The following is a 20817-nucleotide window of genomic DNA, read 5'->3' on the forward strand; positions in this document are numbered from 1 at the left end:
GCTGAAACGCCGCGGGGTCGATCAGGCCCCTCCCTTCGCCGGCGGCGGCTGGATATCAGCCAGATCGAGGCGGGCAAAGCCTGCCGACGAATAGGTGGCGCCATCCCTCACCACCGAGATGGTGAACCGCACGGCAGCAGGCAGACGCCGCGGCTCGGCCCAACTTGCGGACCATGACGGGACTTTGGCCGAAGCGTCGAGATACTCGAACCTGACCGCGCTGACGCCGGCGATCAGCCGAACCGGTTGGCCTCCGGCCGCTTTGGCGGCATCGGTGCCGCGCCGGATTTTCTGGATGATCGTCAAGTCGCTTCCAAGTGAAACGGCGATCTCGCGCAAGGCGGAGGATCTGAAGCCGATGGCCTGAACGGCGTTGAATTCGATGCGCGCGCCGGTCCCGCTGAGATAGAGCACCATATCGGGCGTCGACTGCGACAACGGCAGCGGCTCGGCGCTGCCGATCGCCGTCTCGAGAAACCGCGCCGCGGCATCGACCTCCATCTGCATCTCGGTCGTCTTCTGGATGCGCATCATCGTGCGCGCCTGTCCAAGAAAGACGATCATCAGCGCGGAGATCACGCCGATCATCGCCAGGCCGACCAGCACGTCGATGAGCGCGAAGCCTTCCATCGATGCCGATGATTTGGGGCGCCGGCCGGTACGGCAGATCTGTTTGGGGACACGCCATCCGGATGGCGGACCGCCAAGATGCGCTTGGGTTCGGATCCGCCGCCGGATCATTGCGGCTCCTTCACCGGCACGAAGGTCAGGAACGGCTGGCCGGCGCCGTTGGTTCTGCCAATGACGACGGCGGCCATCTTGGCCTTCGACACCATGATCGGGCGCGCCTGAAGCCGCCAGCCGGATTGCACCCGCTCGCCTGAACCGTTTGTCCCGGCCTCGTAGTCGGCCAGCATGATGCGCGCCGCCCTCGCCGCTTCGATCTGCGCCTTGGCGATGGCGATGCTGCGGCTGGCGAGCACAATCGACTGGCTGGCGATGCCCAGCACCAGCGCCAGGATCGTCATGGCGACGATCATCTCCAGGATCGAAAAACCGTCCTGCGAAGAAGGCTCTGTCATGGCAATGGCCGCCATGTTGGAAGCCCGGTCAGCCAGTTGACCGAAATGCGCGCGGTCCGGCCTTTTTGCTGCAGCGAAATGTCCATGCCGGACGCACTGCCGTCGGGCAGGAAGGTCAGCACCGTCTGGCGGTCGGCGACCACCGTTTCCTGGCCGGTGACCACGGTCAGTTTCACGTCATCCGGCAAGGCGAAAACATCGCGCTCGCCAAAGCGGATGGTGCGGGCGCCGAGATCGACGAGGACCTGTTTTGGTCGCGCGGTGGCGATTGCCGATGTGCGCGACAGGCGCAGCCGCATGGTGATCTCGCCGGCCAGCGCCTCCAGGGGCTTGCTGCGGTAGTGGCTGACCAGCCCCGGCGCAGCAATAGTCGCGACCAGCGCCATGATCGCCAGCACCACCAGCATCTCGACCAGGGTGAAGCCGGCCTCCGCCTGCTGGTCGGCTTTCGGGGCGGCGGTCATTGCAGCGCCAGATCGTTGATCGAGAGGATCGTGGTCATCACCGAAATGACCAGGCTGCCGACGAGGAAGCCTAGCGAAATCGTCAGCGCCGGCGTCAGCAGTTTCAGCACCGTGTCGATCCGCCGTGTCAGCGTCAGCTGCAGCATTTTGGCCGCGCGGTCGAGCACCACCGGCAACGCATTCGCCTCTTCACCGAGCGAGACCAGCGACATGGTCGCATGATCGAAAATCCCCGCCTTGACGATCGCCCCGTGCAGGCGCGCGCCATTGGCGACATTGTCCTCGATCGAGGCAAAGCTTGCCGCCAGCGAGCTTTGCTTCGACACATTGGCGGCAAGCCCAAGCGCCTCGGTCATCGCCACGCCATTGCCGAGCAGCAGGGCCAGCGTTTCAAGGTAGCGCGCGATCACGGCATCCCGGACCAGCGCGCCGATCAGCGGTATCTTCAGCACCGCGTGCGAGACCTGTCTTCTGGCCCCGGCAGAGCGGGATATCAGGAGATAGGACAAGAGGCCGAGCACTGCAGCCAGCGGGAAGACGAAGGGATAGTCACGAAACACCGTGCCGAACACGGACAGCATTTTCATGGTGAACGGCTTGGCGGCGGACGATCCTTCGAAGATCGGCTCCAGCGCCGGCACCAGCACCGTCGCCAAAATGACCAGCGCCCCGCTCATCACCAAAAGCAGAAAGGCGGGATAGGCCAACGCCTCGCCGATTGCCGCGCGGCGCTTGGCGGTGGCCTCGAATGTGTCCGCCAGCCGTTGGCAGATATAGGCCATCTTGCCGCTGCGCTCGCCGCTGGCGAGCAGCGCTGCGACATCGGAGGTGATGCCCGGCAGGGCGGCAAAGGCCTCGGCGATCGGCCGCCCGCCGGTCGTCAGATCGAGCACCGATTGCAGTTGCTGGCGGCGCTGGCCATTGGCTTCGCCCGCAATGACCGCGCCGAGCGCCCGGTCGACAGTGAAGCCGGCATTGAGCAGCACCGAAAGCTCGGAAAACAGCCGGCTGAGATCGACCTTCCTAGTGAAGGTCAGTGCGCTGCGCCCCGGCAGGCGCAGCTGCGACCTGTCGCTGCTCACCGGCGCGAGGTGATAGGAACGGCGGCCCTGCTGCGCCAGCTTGCGCGCCGCTTCCTGCTTGGTCGCAGCATCGAGAACGCCGGTCTCGGTGCTGCCGTCGACGAGATAGGCGCGATAGGCAAAGGCCGGCATCAGCCGCCTCCGGCGAGATCGATGACACGACGGACCTCGTCCATCGTGGTGACCTCGGCGCGGGCAAGTGCAGTGGCATGGACCGACATCGGCACGAGGTCGTCTTGCGCGGCGATGCGGCCGATCTCCATTTCGCCGGCGCCCTGGTCGATAAGCTCGGCAATGCGTGGCGACACTTGCAGCATTTCGTAGGTCACCGTGCGCCCGCTATAGCCGGAGCCGTTGCAGGTGCGGCAGGGCGAGCCGGCCTGCTCGACGCCATGGCAGGCCGGGCAGACACGCCGCAGCAGCCGCTGCGCGATGACGCCGCGGATCGTCGCGCCCAGGAGATAGCCGTCTATGCCCATGTCGCGCAGCCGCGTCAGTGCGCCCGCCGCACTGTTGGTGTGCAGGGTGGAGAACACCAGATGGCCGGTAAGCGCCGCCTGCACCGCGACCTGCGCCGTCTCGCGGTCGCGGATTTCGCCGAGCAGAATGATGTCGGGGTCCTGGCGCAGGATCGAGCGCAGGGCGGCGGCGAAGTCAAGGTCGATCGCCGGATTGACCTGCAATTGCGTGATCCCGGCCATGCGGTATTCCACCGGATCCTCGACGGTGAAGATCTTGACGTCCGGCCGCGACCGCTCGGCGAGGATCGAATAGAGCGTCGTCGTCTTGCCGCTGCCGGTCGGCCCGGTGATCAGCACGATGCCATTGGCGGCTTGCGACATGGAGCGGATCTTGGCCTGCGCGGCAGCGTCGAAGCCGAGCTTCTCCAGCTTCAGCTCGACCCCGGCGCGGTCGAGAATGCGCAGCACGATGGCCTCGCCGTGAATGGACGGAATGACCGAGACGCGCAAATCGACATCCCGGCCGCGCACGGCAATGCGCATGCGCCCGTCCTGTGGCAGGCGGCGTTCGGCAATGTTGAGCCGCGACAGGATTTTTATGCGCGTGGAGATGCCCGACAGCATCGCAATCGAGGCGGTGTCGACGGTGGACAGCATGCCGTCATGGCGGAAGCGGATGCGGACGTGGTCCTCGAGCGGCTCGATGTGAATGTCGGTGGCTCTGGCATCCACCGCCTTGTGGATGGTCTCGGCGACGAAGCGCACGATCGGCGCCTCGCGGGCGAAATCCTTCAGCCGCTCCAGATCGTCGGGACCAAAATCCATGATCTCGCCGGTAGCACCGCCATTCGTGACAGCCGCCAGCGCCGATTGCTCGATGCGGTCGATGCATTCGGCGATCACGCGCCTCGGCAAGATGCGCAGCGAAAGCGTCCGCTCATAGTGGAAGGCAAACGCATCGATGGTTGCCGACGCGAACGGATCGGCGACGGCGACGATCAGCCGCTCGGCATCCATCTGCAGCGGCAGGATGGCGTTTTCCCGGAGATAGGCGAGCGGCACGCGGGCCAGCATTTCCGGGCCGACCTGCTCCGGGATTTCCACCGGCATCGGCGCTTCGAGATAGCGGCCGAGGCTGTTGGCAAGCTCTTGCTCGCCGATCAGACCGAGTTCGGTCATCACCGTATCGAACGGGTGCCCGGATGTTCGCGACGCGCCGAGCGCGCGCTGCGCGGCATGCGCGGTCAGCACTTTCTCGCCCTCGAGAAAGGTGAGAAACGCCTCGATCCCCTTGGTCTGGGCGGACGCGTTCATGCGCTCCACCTCGCCAGCAATTGCGCGGCCTCGGTGCCGAACAGCGCCTCGCAGCCGGCGATGGCCGCTGCTGCCGGCAATGCTGCGGCATCGCCGGCCGGGCTGCGCGAAACGCGCGAGAACGACGACGGGCCCGCCTGCGATTTCTCGATGATGAAGCCGGCCTCGCCTGTGATGCCGGAGCCGTCCCGCCTGACGACGACGTCAACCGTGTAGGCCGACACATCGGTTGCGCCCGCAACGACCGATGCGTTGGGGCCGCCGGTGAGAACAGCGCGCAGCCGGCGCGGCGCCCGATCGGCGCTGATCGTGCCGCGCTTGGAGTTGACGGTGAAAATCCCCTGCAGGCTGCGCAGCGGGATTCGCGCAAGTGCTGAAAACTCCTGCAGCTCGGATACGGATTCGAACGGCGCCTGTTTGTCCTCGGGCGGCCCGACCGGGCTTCTGGCCTGCGGCAGCCCGGCGAACAGTTTGGCGCTGTCGCGAAACCGGATCGCGGCCTTGGCCAGTTCGTCCGACATCTGCTGCTCGAAGCCGAGCGCGGCGAAACCCAGCCCCAGCAGACGGTCGTCAGCGGCATTGAGATCGATCAGCCCGCCATGATCCTGGACGCGCAGGACAAAGCTGTATTTTCCTGAGCGGCACGCCGCAGGCGTAGAATCCAGCGGCAGCTTTTCCGTGGCCTGCTCCGCGGTCAGTTCGCTCGCAACCACATTGCTCAGCCCCTCGGCCAGCAGCGACAGGCGCTCCTGCTCCAGCTCGTTGTTGGCGATCATCAGCCGCGTCCTGGCGGTGACGGCAAAGGGAACGACGATGGCCGAGACGATCAGCATGAACACCAGCACCGCGACCAGCGAAAAGCCGGCGCTGGCGCTATCTGCGTCGTCGGGCCGATCGCATATGGAGCTCCCCCTCTCCGTCTCGGCTTCGCCGAGCCACCTCTCCCCCATTTCATGGGGGCGAGGAAACGCTAACCCCCGAGGGCGCGACCTCGAAAAGCTTGGGTTCCTCGCCCCCACGAAGTGGGGGAGAGGTGGCCGCGCAGCGGACGGAGAGGGGGCGGCGCTGCCGTATGTGATTGTCCTGCCTGCACTCCCGGGAGCTGCGCGCCCGCTCATAGCTGCGGCTCAGGCGGTGGTGGCGGGGGCGGTGGGACTGGCGGCGGGTTCGTCCATGGCGGATGCAGCAGGATGCGCGCCACCTTGCCGTCGCGCTCCAGCACGGCCTGGTCCCTGTCCACCGCCGAGACCGTCCAGCCATCGACGGTCTCGCCACTACCATACCAGACCGCTGCATCGCTGCCGGCGACGCGCAGCAGCGCTTTCCCCGCCCCGCCCTGAATGCTGATGCCCAGAAGCGATGGCGCGGCCGCCGGCGCGACGTCGACCGGCGCCGGCGCCTGTTCGACAGGCGCCACGGCAACCTCCACCGGCTGCGGTACCGGCGGGGGCGGTATGATTTTCCGCCGTGTCGGCGTAAACAGCGGCCGCTGGAACGTCTCCCCGAAATCGCCGGCCGCGGGAAATTGCAGCGATCCCGCCGCGGAAGCCGGGCCGCCATCATGCCCCTTGCCGGAAGCGATCGACGTGATGTCGACCGGCGTGTTGTAGAGCGCGACATTGACCAGCACGAGAACCGCGATACCTCCAGCAATCGCCAGGCCCGCGATTTTCCCGCTCATGGCTTGACCCCGGCTGGCGGACTTTGCGTCTGCAGCGGGCCGTAAAACAGGATCTCGGCAAACAGCTCGGGGTCGCCGGTGCGCCCGGCGGCGGGGCTGACATCGGTGGTGCGCAGCGTCGCCTCGCGGATGAACAGCACCGGCAGCGAGGTCTCCAAAGCGAGCACGGCGTTGTGGATGCCCTCCAGCGGCCCCGACAGATTGACCCGCAGCCCGATGAAATCGACGCCGCCTTCGCTCAGCACCGGGGCATTGCCGGCCGACAGCACGCTGACGCCATTGGCGGCGGCAATCGCGTTCAGCCGCGTCTGCAAGCCGCCGCGAATGATGGCTTCGCTTTCACCGGTGAGGAATTCGGGGGTGGCCGCTGCCACCGGGCTGGCGTCGCTGTCGAGGCGCTTGGCCAGCGCCGCCACGTTTTGCAACTGGCCGAGCAGCGCGCGCTTTTCCTCGATGCGGGCTCGCGCCGACGCAACGCTGTCGAACGCCGCGAACACCAGCCAGGCGCACAGACACGCCGCCACCACTGCCAGCGCCAGCGCGATCAGGCGGCGCAGCGGCGGGCTGGTGTTGAGGATGGCGGAGAGCATCGTCAGAGCGCTCCGATCTTGGCCGAAATGGTGAAATGTTCGCCGTCCTGCCCGGGTACCCTGACCACCGGTGCGGCAAATTCAGGCGCCGAAAACAGCGGCGAGGCATCGATCGGCTGGATCAATTCCGCCGCCGAAGTGGAAAAGCCGGTGATCGTCAGGTCGTCGCCCTTGGCGGAGAGATCGGTCAGCCAAGCCGTGTCGGGAAGCAGATGCGTGAGCTCGGCCCAGACCCGCACCAGCGAGGCCGTGGTCTTTTTCTCCTGGCGGATTTTCTCGACCCGCTCGATGCCGGCCTGGCGTTTCTGCAGCGACGCGCGCGCCGTTTTGGCCAGCACCTGCGCATCGGCAATCTCGGCGTCGAGTTCGCCATCGGCCTGCCATATCAGCCAATGCGCATGGGCAAAGGTGATGAGCAAGGCCGCGGCCAGCGCCGAACAGGCGGCGATCCAGACGCGGTGCCTACGCCGGTCGCGCGCTGTCGGCGGCCAGATCGCGGCCAGGCTGAGCGGATCGGCGCGCGGCGTCGTGTCCGGCTGCGCCAGCGACAGGCTGCGCACCGAACCGCCGGCGCGGCGCACCGCGTCCAGCACCGGGGCAAGAGTCTTGCCCTTGACGACATGGTAAGCGCTCTCCTGCCCGCCATCCCTGGCGAACACGACATGCACCTGCGCCGGGTCGAACGGCGTCGAGGCCAGCAGGTCGAGCTCGGCCATGTCGCGCGCCTGCCGAACCGGCAGACGCCGCGGCGCCAGCTGCCTTGTCAGGAACAGGCCGGGCTGGATGACAATGTCGAAGCGCGGCCGCCGGACGCGGCGCCCGCCCTGCAGCAGCGCCAGAATCTCGTCCGACGAAGCGGTGAGCGCCAGCGGGATCGACTGAAACTCCGGCGCCCCGGCCTCGCGCACGCGGATGCCGTCATCGGCGAGGCTGACGATCCAGTCGGCAGTGGAAGCCAGTTTCTGCTTCGGCGAAAGCCGCACCCCTCGCAGCTCCTCGAGCCACCAGTCCCGGAAATCCAGACATTGCGCGCTCAATGCCGCCACGACCCCACCCCGCCCCGGTTGATTCTAAGCCGAGGGCTTTCGGGTTTGAGATTACAGGGGCTGGTGTGACGGGGATATCAGCGAGAAGGCGGAGGGCGGATTAGCCACAGCTTTTGTTGGGCGGGAGAGCGCGCTGCAACAGAGGCGGGGATATATCGTCAATCCGGACACGCTATTTGGGTAAGCACGAAAAGTGCACTGTCGCCGTAGTTTCATAATTCTGACGGGCAAGCAAAGGTGCACTGGCACCGCAAACCGAAGAAGTCCACCGTCACCCTCGAGAGTTCAATCTAGTTCTGCCAATGCTTCAAGCTCGAAAATATGCCCTTGCTTCTCGACGAGGAGCCATCGATCCCAATACGATATCATCCAATTTATCCCTTCTTCCAGATCGCTCTCAATCAACTCAAGACAAATATGGCCTTCATCAAATACAATTTTCAACGTACCATCCATTATCATCGAAATCTTAAATATTTTTTTACGAGGCAATAGATTTAGTGCGTATTGAATTCCATCATGGTCCTCTGAGCATGAAATTTTATTGCCACCGGAAACTAAACTCCATCTAGCAGACAGGACGTCTATCCTCCATTCCGAGGTATACTTTCCCTTTGCTGATTTTCCAGTTAACCCAGCGCGAATCATAAAACTAGATCCAACTGATCGGCTTGCTGAAATAACGCCGGATCTTTGAATTGAGCTCGACACCAGGCACTCAACGCAACCCAGAGAATTTTTTCCAGATACAATCACAACTTTTCACTCACTTAAACATACTCACGCCGGTACTAACCATTTCATGGTAGTCGTAGTCCTGTCCAGTGATCTCATCGTGAAAATCCCTCTTCTCTGAATTGGTTAACTCTCTACCTATTTCTCTTTCAACGCTCCTAACCGCACCCTGAAATGATCTGTTTTGCGCCTTGTTGTCTCCAGGCTTATTGCTTCTGTTATTTTTTTGAACTCGATCTTGATCTTCGTATTGGTCGTGGCTCTTCGCCGTAAGTACATTGGAACGAGCTTCCGCGTAATCCCTGGCACCGTCCGCGTTTATCACCAAACCTGCTCCCACGGCGGCTATCGCAGCGGGAGCAACAGCCGGCGTTGCGAGAGTCCCCGACCCTATTTCAGCAGCGCCGCTCGCGGCGACCGTACCACCAACAATGGCCCCCCCAACGATCTGCTTCGCCACACCAGACCATGCTTTGGGTTGGCGGGCCATCTTTTTGGCGAAGTCCAGTTTGTCGCCGATGTCAGCCCTCAACTTTGCCCCGGCCTGGTATGCATCGCTCTTCTTGCCATCATTTCCTCCATCCCTGCCAAGTAAGCCCTTGAGAAAATCCCCAATGGAGAGGGGAGCTTGCGCGACGGAAAGATGCCCATTCTGGTCGCTCTTGTTAACCGGATCATTTTGGGCATATGCATACCGATTGGTGCCTACGCCTTCCTTCGTCGGATCCCAATCATCCGGCGAGATGAACCGCCCCAGAACCGGATCCATATACCTGGCATTGAGATAGAGCAGCCCAGTCTCGGGATCGAAGCGTTCGCCGATGTAGCTCTTCTGCGTCTGGAAGCCAGAGTTGAGGCGCTCGCCATAGGTGGAGTAGTTGGTGGCCTCGGCGATATTACCCGAGGCGTCGGTGACCATGCGCACCGAGGCCAGGTGATCCCTGTGCAGGAACGCCTTTGTCGTGCCGGTCACCTTGATGTCGGGATGCGGGTATCTGGTGTAGATTTCCGCTCCCGGTGTTGCGGGATTGATTTCGACGGAAGCGTCGGGATAGAGCGTGGTGGCGAAGGACGAACTCTTCGTCGCCCGCGCCCCGTCCGGTCCGTAGGTGAGATTGACGGTGTTAGCGGCAAGCGTGACGGTCTTCAGCCGGTTGGCCTCGTCCCAGGTGAGTGTGCGGCTGCCGTCGGATGTCAGATTGCCATTGGCGTCATAGGCCATGGCATTGGCGCCGACGGATATCGGTGCATGCGGACGCGCAGCGCTCGCCGCGGGATAGACATAGGTGCCGGCGACACGGGTGCGCGAGACCATATTGTCGTTGGCGGCATAAACAAAAGTTTCGTCCAGCGTGTTGTCGCCGAGATTGTCCGATGAGATCAGACGATCGGCATTGTCATAGCCATAGGTCCAGCTGTCGACAGCGGTCATCCCCGTCGTTCCGGTGATGCGGCCAAGATTGTCGCGCGCATACTGATCATCGAGAAGGACGCTAGCGCCCTTCGATGTCGTGACACGCGTCACCCAGCGCCTTGTCGGCGAATAGGTGAAAGAGGTCTTCACGCCATTGGCGTAGGTGATCTCCTTCGTTTGCCCATCGGCCTCATAGATCGTCGAGGTGATGAAGCCGGGTGCGGAGATGAGCTTGTTGCCGGCGCTGTATTGCAGCGGCGCGGCCACTGTGCCGAAGTCGAGCTGCACCGGCAGGTATTGCGTCGCCAGAATCTGGCCCGAGGCATCGCGCACCGACGTCGTGGTGTGGGTCAGCGTGCCGATGGTGGCGTCCTGACGCGCGACCTTGCCGAAGCCGTCATATTTGTAGCTCTGCGTCGCGGCAGGGTTGGTCGAGGTGGTCAGCTGGCCGATGTTGTAGTAGCCGGCAGCGGCTTGATCGTAGCTGTTCTGTGTCTGCGTCACCGCACTGCCACCCGGCGCCGTTGCCGTCTTCAGCGTCAAGCGGTCCATCTGGTCGTAGCTGAGATTGGTGACCGTGCCCCTGGCGTCGGTCTGGCTGACCAGCCGGTTGGCGGCGTCGTAACTGTAGGTCCACGTGCCGAGATCGGGATCGGACGCCGACAACCGGTTACCGACCATGTCATAGGTGTAGGTCCAGGTCGAACCGCCGGGATCGGTCACGCCGATCAGCCGGCCAAGCCTGTCGTAGTTGCGGCTCTCAAACAGACCGAGACCTGTGGTGTCGCGGTAGAAGGCTACGACATCGCCACGTGCCCAAGTGACCGTCGTGGTTTTGTGACCGAGTTCGTCAGTCATCGTCGTACCCCACAGCCGCGGCGGAATGGTTTCGGCGGTGGCGAGATAGGGCAGGTAGCTGCGCTGGCTGGCATCCGGATTGACCGTCAGCACGAGCCGGTCGGCCCAGTCATAAGAGTTCGTGGTCCACTGCGCAGCCTCGCCGACGAACCTCGAGAAGGCGGTGCGCAGGACGTTGCTGCGCAGATCGTAGTCGGTCTCGGCAATGCGCTTTGCGCCGGCTGCCGTCTCTCCAGGGGTTTCGACACGATAGACCCGGCCGAGCCCGTCATAGTAGGAGCGGGTAAAATCCTCGCCGGCACCGTTGGGCAGCGGCGTGTACTTCACCAGCGCCTGGGTTGCCGGATTGCCTTCGTTCTCGAAGCGCGTCTTGGCATAGGCGCCGGTGACGCTTTGCGAGACCTGGTAGAGCCGGCAGAATGGATCGTAGGTGAAGGTTTTGACCAGGCCGTTCGGATCGGTCTTCGTCGCCAGCAGCCCGCAGGTGGCGCTGTAGGTTGCGGTTGAGACAAAGCGCGTGTCGGAGCTCTGGCCGCCGGTGGCAAAATAACGAGGGCTGCGCTGCGTCACCGGATAAAGGTGATAGGTCGCGTCATAGTCCCATTCGGTCTTGTGCCCGAGCCCATTGGTGGCAGAGATTTTGTTCCCATAGCTGTCGTAGACAAAGATCTGTTGGGCTGCCTTCACCGGCGTCGAGTTGATGTCGCTGAAGTCGCGAACCCAGGTCAGGTTGCCCTTGGTCGGCACGGCCCAGACGTCGGTGCTGCCGTCGTAGTAGTTGTGCTTGTAGCTGATGTAGGGAGCGCTGGTGTCGAGGCCGGCATAAGTGCGCTCGGCGATCAACGCCGAGACAATGTAAGCGGATGTGTTGGGCGAGAAGAAGCGCTCCGTCCAGGTCTCGTCGCCGCTGACGTCGGTGCGGCCGCAGTCCTTGAGGCTGACGAAATTGTTGTAGGCATCAAAACCACGCTCGACCCGCAAACTACGCACGACACTGCTCTCGGTGACCGTCGTGTCGGTCGCCGTGTTCTGCACGGTGTAAGGCTTGCTCGCCGTATTGACGACATAGGTCTCGGCCACCTGCTTGTGGACGACACCGGCGCCATCCTTCCACAGCGTCAGCGACGGCAGGCCGTAGCTCGCCAGATCCTGCCGGTAAGTGGTCTCGATCTTGGAAGGCGCCGTCTCGCCATTGGCCAGCGGTTTTGTCTCGACGATCGAGGCAAAGCCCAGGAACTTGCGTGCCGCCGGATCGTATTTGCCGCCGGCATAGGTATAGCTCGACACGGCCGTCTGGCCGCGGCCATCGCTGACCGAAAGTTTGGTCACCGCATGCACAAGCTGCGGCAGATAGTCGTTCACCCAGGTCGAGGACGGCGTGTACTCCACCGCAACCGTGCCGCCGAGCTCCGTCACGATCTGCTTCAACAGGTTCGGATTGCCGGTGCCGGCGTTCGAGATGAACATGCTGGTGTAGTTGGTGAAGTCCGGCAGACCATCGCCGTTGAAATCGCCAATGACTGTTCCGACGTTAGCCGTGGCCGGCAGTGTAAACTCCACTGGCGTCATCGCCGTCGAGGAGGGCCGCAACGAGTAAATCTTGATCGGGCCGGTCCAAAACGGCTGGGGTGGCGATAGCTGCCTGCCGATTGTCGTGATGACATCCGTGCGCCCGTCATTGTCGAAGTCGCGCAGGATGGCAGATGTTCCCGACATCGGGGAAATCGAGTAATTCTTGAAGCCGAGGCCCGTCGATAGCCAAACCGCGACGCCGTTGCCGCCGAAGCGGAAAACATCCGTTGCCCCATCGCCATTGATATCGGCAAATACGCATGTGCCGGAGGTTTGCGATTCCTGCGCCGGGCAACTAATACTGAAGGATGGTCCGCTCTTCTGCCAAACGCCGCTCGAAAGCGTTCCCTTCCTTGCCGTTCCGCCAGCGCCCCAGTAGAGCGGCTGCTGCCGTCCGTTGCCTAGAAAATCGCCGACGCCTATTATGGTTCTAGGCGCGCTGCCACCGACGGCGTTGACGGCGTCGATGCCATCGCCATCAGCGTCAGCAACAACGGGCCACAAGGATTTTGTAGCCCCACCAGTTGGCAGCCCGTCACAAATGGCTTGGTAACCGGCTGGTGCCGTTGGCGAACAAGGCGCTTTTGTCAACCCAAGCGAAGTGTCCGTCTTAAGAAGTGAATTTTGAGGGGTATAAGTAGTGCGGCCGGTGTGGCCGTCAGTGAAAGTATGGATCACCGAATCTGCAAAATCAGCCGTGTTTTTTCCTGCAATAAATCTTCCGGATTGTGAAAAATAATCTTCGTCTGCGTTGACGTCTTTTACAATTTCTTCAACAAACTCTCCATTTGAACTAAATTTGTATATATGTTTTTTTCTGAAATGGCTCGTTATTGTGTCGCCCTCACTTCCTCCGGAGTGCGTTGTTGTTGTCCCCGCTTGGTCTCCAAACATTTCGTCGCGACCGTCAAAATTGAGATCACTGGTCTCCTTTGGAGCTCCTTGAAATTTGGAGGGCGCACTATTGAATGTCGTGTAGACCCCATCGGTGTTCTGATACGTCATCTGGCCGAGGATTTTTCCCGTGCCGCCGGTTATGGTGCCATCCGTGGCCATGACGGCATCAGTTCCGTAGCGGGTGACGGCAGTAAGCCGCGAGGCGTTGGAGAACGGCGCCTGGTCGTAGGTCAGCTTGTAGGCGCCGCGCACAGCGCCGGAGACCGTGATGCCGATGGTCTTGATGCGCTGGCTGGTCTCGGAGATGTCGCGGCCATTGCCCATCAGGATCATGTCGGGCCGGGTCTCGTAGTAGAACTTTACCACCGTGCCGTTGTAGCTGACGGCATCGGGATAGCAGACCGGGCTCACCGGGCAAGAGTAGCTGTAGGTGACCGTATTGCCGTTGGTGTCGGTGACCGAAGTCAGCAGCCAGCGATAGCTCATCGCAAGGTCATAGGCCGGCGTGCCGGCGGCCGGGGTGAGGTTCGCAACCGCCGCCACCGAGCGGAAGGTCGAGACCGTGCCGTCGCGATCCGTCACCTTCCACTCGTTGGTGGCGCCGTTCAGCGCAATGCGGCGGTAGCTCTCATTCTCCGTCGCATGCGTGCCCCCGGTCGCGCAGGACGGCGAGACGGTGCCCGCAACGCAAGCCACCATTGCCTGGCCGTCGAGCAGATAGATGTCATTGGCGTCGTACGCCGGCATGCCATAGCCCGGCGTTGCCCGCTCGATCACATCGAAGCCATCGAGGCCCCAGGCATAGCCCAGCCAACCCTGGTAGAGGCCGCCGAGCTTTGTTTTGCGAGAAGAATTGTAGTTGAGCGAAATCTGCGGTTCGATGCCATGGAAGTCCGGCACGTCGATGCCGATGGCGTAGCCCAGATTGCCGTTGCCGGCGGCCTTGGGCAGGTCCACTTTCGGCGTGCCGACCGCTTCAGGATCGCCGCTGTCGGTGGCCGCGGCTGCTGCAACTGCCGCCGCTGCGGGCGGTTCCTCCGGCGCTGCTTCCGTATCGGCCTTCTCGGCTTCCTTGCCCTTGGTATCGGACGTCTTCGTGTCGGCTGCCTTGCTGTCGCTCGCCTTTGCATCGCCAGCCTTGGCATCGGCCGGTTTCGCGCCAACCTTGGCGGCCGCATCCGGGCTGCCGGTCGCCGCGTCACCGGTCGCGCCTGCCGCCGGGGCGGGCTTGGTAGAGCCGCCGCCAAGTGCTGCCCCGCCATTACCGAAACCGCCACTGGCTGGCGCCTCGAGCGAGGTTCCCTGCGCATTCTGCGCAAAGGCTTCTATTCCTGCATCGCCCCTAATATAAGAAACGGAAGATATATCCGCGCCGAAAATGCCAGCGGAAAACATAGCCGCACCCAAAAGCAACCGCTTCATTGAAACCCCCGAGTCAGTTGCTTGACGCTACTCCGGCTTCATTTGGCCGATACGACACAATCCGGTCATATCTAAAATATCCACAGCTTTATTTGAGCGTCAGGCGAAGAAGGCGCGTGTACAGTGCCAGCTGCCAGGGATGTAACCGGCGAACGCCAAAAGCGCGCCTTGTTGCTGAGCCGCAGCATGCCTGCCCGACCTCAGTCCGTCTTGCCCGTCTCTACATCCGCTGCCTGCTTCGGCGATCTTCGGACCGCCTCAGGAGAATTGATGACTGACGGCGGGCCGCCACAGCGTGGCGGCCCGGTTGGTCAGCTGTTGCCGGCGGCTTTGCGCCTTCGGTACTCGGGCACCGGCAATCCGCCCCAGCCCCAGTTTTCCAGCTCGACCTCCTCGATGACGACAAAGGTCGCTTCGAGCGGCTTGTGGAGGACGTCGAGCAGCAATTGGCTGACGCCGGCAATGAGGGCGGCCTTCTCCTCGGCGGTGACGGAATCCCGGCCAGGAGCAGACCCTTCCCGGGTGACTTGAATGGTGACGATGGGCATGGTGAGACCTCCCCTAGTGACCGGCGCTCTGGCCGCCATCGACATGCAGGATCTCACCCGTCACGAAGCCGGCGGTTTCGAGGTAGAGCACGGCGCCCACGACATCGCTGAGATCACCGATGCGCTTGACCGGATGAAGCGCAGCCAGAAACTCATGGTTTTCCGAAGCGTGCATCGAGGTGTTGATGACGCCGGGCGAGACAGCGTTCACACGAATGCCCTTGTCGGCGTACTCGATGGCCAGCGCCTTGGTGGCCGAATTGATGCCGCCCTTGGTCAGGTTGGCCAGCACTGTCGGAACGCCGGCGATGGCATGATCGGTCAGGCTGGTGGTGATGCTGACAATGTGGCCGGAGCCCTGCTTCAGCATTTGCGCGGCGACGGCCTGGGTGACGTGGAAGAAGCCGGCCAGGTTTGTCGAGATCTTCGACGTGAAATCCTCGGCGGTATAATCGGTGAACGGCTTGGCGATGAAAATGCCGGCATTGTTCACCAGCGTGTCGATCCGCCCGAAACGCGCCATCGCTTCGCTGACGATGCGTTGCGCCGTCGCGGGATCGCCGACATCGCCTGCAATGGCGAGAATATCCTTGTCGCCGCCTAGCTTGATCGAACGCGAGGTGGCGACGACCCTGAAGTTGCGATCGCGATAGGCTTTCACCAGCGCGCCGCCAATGCCTTGCGAGCCACCGGTAATGATGGCGACTTTCTGTTCGTTGCTCATGATCTGTCCTGTCCTGAAAAGAGATCCGGCAGGCCAATTGCCGCCGGCGACCCATCAACGCGGGCCGGCCACGAATATCGGATCGATCGGAAATCGGCTGAATAGCTGCTGTTCGGCAGGCATCCTTCCCCAAAGCGGAAGAATAGGTGCCTCAGTCCTTCAGGTCGTCGGCCTGCGCGGACAGTCTTCCAAACTCGGCGCGCAGTCGCGGCACCGCAAAATCCACGAAGGTACGCACCTTTGGCGCGAGGGTGCGGCCCTGAGGCGTGAGCAGGTGCACGGGCAGAGCGGCGGGTTCGGCGTCACGCAGCACGATCTTCAGCGAGCCGTCCTGAACGCGCTCGGCCACGTGGTAGGTGTAAAGGCGCGTGACCCCATGGCCGGCCACAGCCGACGCCAGCGCGGCGCGAACGCTGTTGACCACCAGCCGGGGCTTGAAGTGGACAGAGCGGGCGATCGTGCCGCCCGCCGGCGGCGCAAAGACCCACGCGTCATGACCGAAATGCGTGGTCGTCACGATGCGATGCCTGGTCAGATCCGCAGGCTCGACGATGCGCGGATGCTGGGCGAGATAGCGCGGCGATGCCACGATGACGCGCTTGACGTCACCGCCCACCCGCACGGCAACCAGGGACGAATCCGGCAGCTGCGCGACACGCAGGGCAACGTCGATCCCCTCCTCGACCAGATTGGCGTGTCGGTCGATCAGGATGAGATTGACCGACACGGCCGGATACGCGTCGAGATAAGCGTCGATGACCGGGCGCAGGATCTCCTCGCCGCTGATCGGCGGCGCGCTGATCGTCAGCGTTCCGCGTGGCGCGGCGCGCTCGCCGGCAACCGACATATCGGCTTCCTCGAGGTCGATCAGGACGCGCCGGCAGGCCGAGGCGTATCGCTCTCCCGCTTCGCTGAGCTTGATCGACCGCGTGGTGCGGTGAAGGAGTTCGGCGCCGACATGCTGTTCGAGAAAGGCAATGGCGCGGCTGACCGCGGCGGGCGAGCGCCGCAGCTTGCGCCCCGCGGCCGCCAGACTGCCCTCGTCCAGCGCCGCCACAAACACCCGCATGGCTTCGATACGGTCCATCTATTCTTCCCGGATGCGCAACATTGCTGCCAGATTCTCAACCAGAAATCCGGTTCTGGCAACAATCTATGCCGCATCGCCCCCGACGAGCAGCCGCTATCGGGAAGGTTCCCGTCGCGCCCGGATTCAGTCGGTGCGGGGAGAGCGCAAAAAATGGGCCGGTACCACCGGCCCAATTTCACTCATTCCTCCTCGACGGTTTCCTCCTCAACGGGTTCCGGGATCGCATCCGGCAGGTTCCGCGGTCCAATCCGGTCGGCAACGAGCATCGAAAGCATCATCTCGACAAGGCCATTGGCAGCCCCCTTCTCGCCACCGCTAGCGCCGATCTGGATCTGCGGCACGATCGGCAGCCTGCCGTTCTCGATCGCCTCGGCAAAGCGCGTGAGAACCTGCGAGTTGAGCTGATAGTCCGGTCCGCCGAAGGCCGCGACCTTCTTTTCGGTGGCCTCGGCCTCCGCCAGGCCGATGGCGCGCACCTTCTCGGCTTCCGCAAAACCGGTCGCCTTGATGCGTTCGGCATCGGCAAGCGCGACAGCCTTGATCATGTCGGCCTCGCCCTGGCCGCCGAGGCGCACCTTCTCGGCCTCTGCCTTGGCAGTGACCTGAATGGTTTCCGCCTCCTGGCGGGTGCGGGCGAGTTGCGCCTTGCCCTCGTTCTCACTGATCTCGATGGTAAGGGCCGACGTCGTGATCTTGGCTTGCTGTTCGGCGAGCGCCTCCTTCTCGCGCAACGTGCGTTCCTGAATGGCCGCCTTCTCCTGCAATTTATAGGTCTCGACCTTTTCGACTGCGATCTGGCGATCGCGCAGCTGGATCAGGATCTGCTCTATGCTGTTTTGGCCATTGGCAGCACGGGGGGTACCAATCAGCACTTCCTGCAGCTCGAGGCTGTAGGAATTGAATTTTTCGCGCATCTCCTCGCCCGATTTGCGCTGGATATCGCTACGCTCCTGCAAAAGCTGGATCAGCGTCTTTGTCTGGGCGATATTCTTGAAGTAGGCAGAGACCATCGGGTCGAGCGTCTGTTCAACCAGCCGCTTGATGTCACCGAAACGCTGCACCACGAGCGGCGCCTTCATGTAGTCGATATGCACGACGACTGAGAGCGGCAGCACAGGCTCGAACGCGTCCTTGGTGATCAACGACACTTCAGACAGGTTCTCGTCCAGCCTGTGTTCGCCAAACTGCTCCTTCGTCCATTTGAGCACGAAGTTGGTGGTCGGCACGATGATGATTTTGCCGGCAAAGGTATTGAACGCATACTTGCCGGGCAGCAGCGGCGTCGACCAGACACCGCGTGCGCCGATTTCGACCAGCTCGCCGTGACGGTAAGCCTGCCCGGATATATCCGTGCCGTGGCGGCCGTTATAGGAGACGACGACACCCACCGTGCCAACGTCGATGATCGTCTTCTCGACCAGTTCGACGGTCGCGAAAATGCGATTGAGGAAGTAGCTACCGTCGGCCAGCACCTGCAACTGCCGGCCACGGTAGCCACCAGCATTGAGAAACTTCTCCGGGTCCTGAAAATTGTTGTGGAAGTTCGGGTCGTTCGGATCGTTGGCGACGGTCGGTGCGATGATCTCGCCGTCCGGCAGGGCCGGACCGTCATGGATGGTGACGATGCCGATCATGTCATCGGCATTGTGGATGACGACCGGCTCAAAGCCGCCCCGCTCCGAGATCATGCTGGACATGTTGGAAAACAGGCTTTGTTCCGACGAGCTCAGATTGACGGAATGGATCGACTGGGCGGTCAGCACGATGAATTGTGCGAGGTTGATGGCATAGGTGCCTTCACGCAAGATCTTGCGTTGCGGTCCTTTCTGTCCGCCTTTTTCGAGAAAGCCGCGCACATCCTGGAAATCATCGGCTTCGGTGTTGGAAGCAAGTGTCTGCGTCGGGCAGCGGCTTGCCATCACGGGCAAAGACATAGCCGATCTGACCCTGCGGGATGGTGACAAGATTGGCGCGATGCATCGAATATTGGAACGGCATGAAGAAATGCAGGCCACCGCGCACGACTTCCGGCTGGTAGCCCGCCTCACGGTTGAGCGCTATGAAGCCATTGCTGATGGAGCCGCGAAAACTCCATAGTTTTTCCAGAATGCCGAGCCTGTCGTTCGGGATGTAGCGGACCACGCCGCTCCACCTGAACAGGATTGCCAGCACGATGACTGTTACGGCGACCTCAACCGCCGTCCATTCGATCGGGCCGAGATATTGCAGGGCTTCCATCTCTTCTCTCCTATGGGGCGCGCGGGTTCGTTCACCCGAGGGCCACTCGGTTGGTGTTGATTGATGAAGCGGGGAGATTGCGCACCGGCGCGCCCGACGCACCAAGGGCATGTCGAACGTTTGGGCTGCTCATTGTGTGGAAAATGACCGCGCGTCCCGAGTCCCCAGTGGGGGCGGCGTGGCCGTGAGTTATCTCACATCGGTGTTGCCTTGATAGACACTACGCTAAATGACGTAGGCATAGCGCCAACGGGTTTAAAGATACTTCGCGCGAAAACCGAATAATTATTTCCAATGCTATTTCGAATAGGGTGGTGGTTGGCTTTATATTTGGCAAGAGCGCGAAACGGCGCTCCTGACGGGTTAGAACCGTCGGCCCCCGTGGCCGCACGCGCTAGTCGAAGAAACCGGCGTCCTCTTCCGCGAGATATTTTTTCGCTCCCGCAGCATCGATGTCGAGGCCCAGCCCCGGTGCTTCGAGCAGGTCGATCATCGAATCCTTCACGATCTGCGTCGGCAGGCCAATGACGATGTCCTCCCACCACGGGTCGGAGGCACTGGGATATTCGAAGGCAATGTAATTGGCCGGCAGCGTGGCGCAGACATTGATCAGCGCACCGAGGCCGAGCAGGCCGTTGGCCGTGCCATGCGGCGCCATCATGATCGAGTGCATATAGGCGTGCTCGGCCACCCATTTGAGCTCGGCGATGCCGCCAATATCGGCAGGGTCCGGACCGATGACCCGGACCGCCTGCGTCTCGATCAGTTCCTTGAAATTGTGGCGCAGATAGATCTGCTCGCCGGTGTGGATCGGGGTGGATGTCGATGTGGTGAGTTCGCGGTAGGCCTGCGGGTTGATCCATGGCACGTAGTCGCCGGTCAGCATGTCCTCCAGCCACATCAGATTGTATTTTTCCACCGCCTGCGCGAAGCGGATCGCGTCCGGCAGGAACCAGCCGGGACCGCAATCCAGCGCCAGCGAGACCTTGTCGCCGAGCACTTCCTTCATGGCGATAACGCATTCGATCATATGCGCCATGCCGCGCTCGCTGATCTGCCCCTGGTCCATCGCCCCGTGATAGGTCGGCGGCTGGCGCACGCCGTAGTGGAAGTCGGGCACTGATGTCTTCATGTTGGAGTGGAAGCTGATGCCTTGCTTGACCATGAAGAAGTTTTCCGGCCGCTCCATCATCCATTTGACGTCGGCAGCGTAATCCTCAGGCCTGTCTCCGGTGCGCTTCTTGCGGATAGAGCCGTTGTAGACCCGCACCCGGTCGCGCACCTTGCCGCCGAGCAGCTTGTAGACCGGAACGCCTGCCGCCTTGCCGGCAATGTCCCACAGCGCATGCTCGATGGCGCTGACGGCGGCGCCATAGGGCTTGAACGAGCCGCGCTGCCGGATCTTCAGCATGCAGCGTTCGACATCCGTCGGGTCCTCGCCGATCAGCGCCTCGCGAAAATGCAGCACCCAGGGTTTCAGATAAGGCTTGGTGTGTTCGACCTCGCCGAGGCCATGGAGACCTTCGTCAGTGACGACGCGAACGATGGGATGCCGCCCGATGACGGCGCAGCGGAGATCGGTGATTTTCATGATGTCCT

At 62.4% G+C, this 20817-nt stretch carries 15 protein-coding genes and 1 pseudogene; all 16 read right to left on the minus strand.

Annotation, left to right across the window (positions count from 1 at the left end; all coding sequences use genetic code 11):
• Positions 1-21: 21 nt before the first annotated feature.
• Positions 22-630, minus strand: coding sequence for a type II secretion system protein GspJ (locus AC1DZ8_RS25910; protein ID WP_477300814.1), 609 nt, complete (start codon positions 628-630; stop codon positions 22-24).
• 107 nt (positions 631-737) lie between these two features.
• Positions 738-1082 carry a PulJ/GspJ family protein gene (locus tag AC1DZ8_RS25915; protein ID WP_477300812.1) on the minus strand — a complete coding sequence of 115 codons (345 nt, stop codon included), beginning with the start codon at positions 1080-1082 and terminating at the stop codon, positions 738-740.
• Positions 1079-1546: a GspH/FimT family pseudopilin gene (locus tag AC1DZ8_RS25920; RefSeq protein WP_477300810.1), complete on the minus strand. Its 468-nt coding sequence runs from the start codon at positions 1544-1546 to the stop codon at positions 1079-1081. Before AC1DZ8_RS25920 ends, AC1DZ8_RS25915 begins: the two co-directional genes overlap by 4 nt.
• Complete coding sequence (locus AC1DZ8_RS25925; RefSeq protein WP_477300808.1) at positions 1543-2760, minus strand: type II secretion system F family protein; 1218 nt, start codon at positions 2758-2760, stop codon at positions 1543-1545. The genes AC1DZ8_RS25920 and AC1DZ8_RS25925 overlap by 4 nt, the downstream gene beginning before the upstream one ends.
• Positions 2760-4403, minus strand: a complete 1644-nt coding sequence (locus tag AC1DZ8_RS25930; protein WP_477300806.1) for a GspE/PulE family protein — start codon at positions 4401-4403, stop codon at positions 2760-2762. Before AC1DZ8_RS25930 ends, AC1DZ8_RS25925 begins: the two co-directional genes overlap by 1 nt.
• A complete protein-coding gene (locus AC1DZ8_RS25935; protein WP_477300804.1) occupies positions 4400-5353 on the minus strand; it encodes a hypothetical protein in 954 nt (317 codons plus the stop codon). The genes AC1DZ8_RS25930 and AC1DZ8_RS25935 overlap by 4 nt, the downstream gene beginning before the upstream one ends.
• Before the next feature lie 164 nt (positions 5354-5517).
• Positions 5518-6084: a hypothetical protein gene (locus tag AC1DZ8_RS25940; RefSeq protein WP_477300802.1), complete on the minus strand. Its 567-nt coding sequence runs from the start codon at positions 6082-6084 to the stop codon at positions 5518-5520.
• Positions 6081-6674: a type II secretion system protein GspM gene (gene gspM / locus AC1DZ8_RS25945; RefSeq protein WP_477300801.1), complete on the minus strand. Its 594-nt coding sequence runs from the start codon at positions 6672-6674 to the stop codon at positions 6081-6083. Before gspM ends, AC1DZ8_RS25940 begins: the two co-directional genes overlap by 4 nt.
• Before the next feature lie 2 nt (positions 6675-6676).
• On the minus strand, positions 6677-7720 hold the full coding sequence (locus AC1DZ8_RS25950) for a PilN domain-containing protein (RefSeq protein ID WP_477300799.1): 1044 nt from the start codon (positions 7718-7720) through the stop codon (positions 6677-6679).
• Between the two features lie 285 nt (positions 7721-8005).
• Positions 8006-8431, minus strand: coding sequence for a hypothetical protein (locus AC1DZ8_RS25955; protein WP_477300797.1), 426 nt, complete (start codon positions 8429-8431; stop codon positions 8006-8008).
• A gap of 55 nt (positions 8432-8486) precedes the next feature.
• Entirely contained in the window at positions 8487-14618 is a 6132-nt protein-coding gene (locus AC1DZ8_RS25960) for an RHS repeat-associated core domain-containing protein (protein WP_477300795.1), read from the minus strand.
• Positions 14619-14929: 311 nt separating this feature from the next.
• On the minus strand, positions 14930-15166 hold the full coding sequence (locus AC1DZ8_RS25965) for a tautomerase family protein (protein ID WP_477300793.1): 237 nt from the start codon (positions 15164-15166) through the stop codon (positions 14930-14932).
• 13 nt (positions 15167-15179) lie between these two features.
• Complete coding sequence (locus tag AC1DZ8_RS25970) at positions 15180-15890, minus strand: SDR family NAD(P)-dependent oxidoreductase (RefSeq protein WP_477300791.1); 711 nt, start codon at positions 15888-15890, stop codon at positions 15180-15182.
• 151 nt (positions 15891-16041) lie between these two features.
• Entirely contained in the window at positions 16042-16977 is a 936-nt protein-coding gene (locus tag AC1DZ8_RS25975; RefSeq protein ID WP_477300789.1) for a LysR family transcriptional regulator, read from the minus strand.
• A 182-nt stretch (positions 16978-17159) separates the two neighbouring features.
• Positions 17160-19218 (minus strand): annotated as a pseudogene (locus tag AC1DZ8_RS25980) (SPFH domain-containing protein).
• A gap of 394 nt (positions 19219-19612) precedes the next feature.
• Positions 19613-20809: a mandelate racemase/muconate lactonizing enzyme family protein gene (locus AC1DZ8_RS25985; protein WP_477300787.1), complete on the minus strand. Its 1197-nt coding sequence runs from the start codon at positions 20807-20809 to the stop codon at positions 19613-19615.
• Between the last annotated feature and the right edge of the window lie 8 nt (positions 20810-20817).

The sequence above is a fragment of the Mesorhizobium sp. P2_F7 genome (assembly GCF_056403695.1).